This is a genomic window from Romboutsia timonensis, from assembly GCF_900106845.1.
Lineage (GTDB): Bacteria > Bacillota > Clostridia > Peptostreptococcales > Peptostreptococcaceae > Romboutsia > Romboutsia timonensis.
The window spans coordinates 1-1,579 of the sequence record NZ_LT629855.1; the positions used below are offsets into that span (position 1 = coordinate 1).

Genomic DNA, 1,579 nt, shown 5'->3' on the forward strand with positions numbered 1-1,579 from the left:
CTATGGCTAAGATAAAAAGATTAGTATTTGGTTAATATTTACAAATACTAATCTTTATGGGATATTGTTTTTTGAAAAATCAACTTACTTTATTTGGAAAATAATTTTAACTAGCACAACAGATTAAATTAATATATTTTAATTTAAATTTATTAGACTATTTATTAATAGAAAACAATGAAATGCTATATAATCAACGTTCGCAATTGCCATATAATGTAAAATAAATTTACTTTTGATATAATATAGGTGAATAGAAATTTTTTTAGAGGGTTTTTTATGAAAAAACAGATTTATATAATATGTCTTACTATATTCTGTGGATTATTAATAGTAGGATGTAGTAGTGACAATTTAGGTGAACAAGATAATAAAAATGAAACTGAACAAGCTCAATTTAATAAAGATATAAGAGAATTTTATGAACCTATAGTTTTAGTTGAAAATGAAGACTTAAAAATAAGTGCTATTAGTGTTCAATATTTAAATGATTATGGTGTAATTGAATTGATCTTAGAAAATAAATCTAATAAATTAGTTTCAATAAGTTTAGATAAGCTATTTTTTAGTGGTATAGAAATAGAAGCATTGATTTCATGTGATATTCCCCCGAAATCTAGTTCAAATGAATATATATACATAGAAAGTATAAACTCATTAGAGGATTTTAATGATAAGATAGAAGGAACTTTTAATACATTAAATACAATTAAAGATAAGTATGATTTTATGTTTAAAGGATAAAGTAGATAGTTTATAAAATGACTTTGACATATTTGTAATAATTAAATTTAGGAAATAATATTGATCACAAGCAATTTATAGCAAATTAGATAAATAACCATGCTAAATTATTAAAAACACTTTGGTATGGTTATTTTTCAACTCTTATTATCACAAAGTAAGCTAATAAAGCTAAAAAATAAATTATAAAATTACTAAAGCTTTTACTAAAAAGTTTATAAATTTATTTAATACTAAAAATATCGATTTTATTTTAGGATAGGTGATATATAGAAACTTTTTATAAATGTTCTTATAGATAAAGTTTATTTTAAAATGAGTAATGGGGATAGAGCTTGTACAGTAAAAATAAACTCTAAAACTAGATTAATTTATAATTAACTTTATGCTAGTTAAATAAGAACTTTTAATTTATATTATATATCTATAAATCGATTTTAGGATTCATAGGATCTATTTGTACATGTTTTAGATATTATTATATATTAATAACCATATAAATAATTTATCTCTTGAGTATTATTATATTTATACCATAAAGATTTATTAGTTCTTCTTTCATATACATTCCTTATTAAGCTTTTATTTGATATTAATATGTTCTTATTATTATCTAGTGATTTATATCAAAATTTGTAGCTAAATCCATTACATATTATTGTATTTAATTGATTACTATTGGCATCAATAAAAAATAAGTAAGAGCACAATAAAGTGTACCCTTTGTCAAGGACAATTTAAAAAAAGGTATTTCTAAGAAACAAGATGATTTCTGTACTGAACAGGAGTCATCTTGCTTAAATTCCATTGATATCTATAATTATTATAGTAATCC

General features: G+C 21.0%; 2 protein-coding genes. One reads left to right on the forward strand and one right to left on the reverse strand.

All coding sequences use genetic code 11. The annotated features are described in order from the left end of the window. Nucleotides 1-279: 279 nt before the first annotated feature. The gene (locus tag BN7997_RS14030) at nucleotides 280-744 is read left to right on the forward strand and encodes a hypothetical protein (protein ID WP_071121465.1); all 465 of its coding nucleotides are present in this window, start codon (nucleotides 280-282) and stop codon (nucleotides 742-744) included. A 753-nt stretch (nucleotides 745-1,497) separates the two neighbouring features. Here BN7997_RS14030 and BN7997_RS15495 read toward each other — a convergent pair. Next, the coding region (locus BN7997_RS15495; RefSeq protein ID WP_143023248.1) for an IS3 family transposase at nucleotides 1,498-1,579 on the reverse strand (82 nt) is incomplete at its 5' end.

Bases quoted from the DNA above. Each gene is read 5' to 3' on its own strand.
- BN7997_RS14030 (WP_071121465.1), top strand. From the start codon at position 280: ATGAAAAAACAGATTTATATAATATGTCTTACTATATTCTGTGGATTA.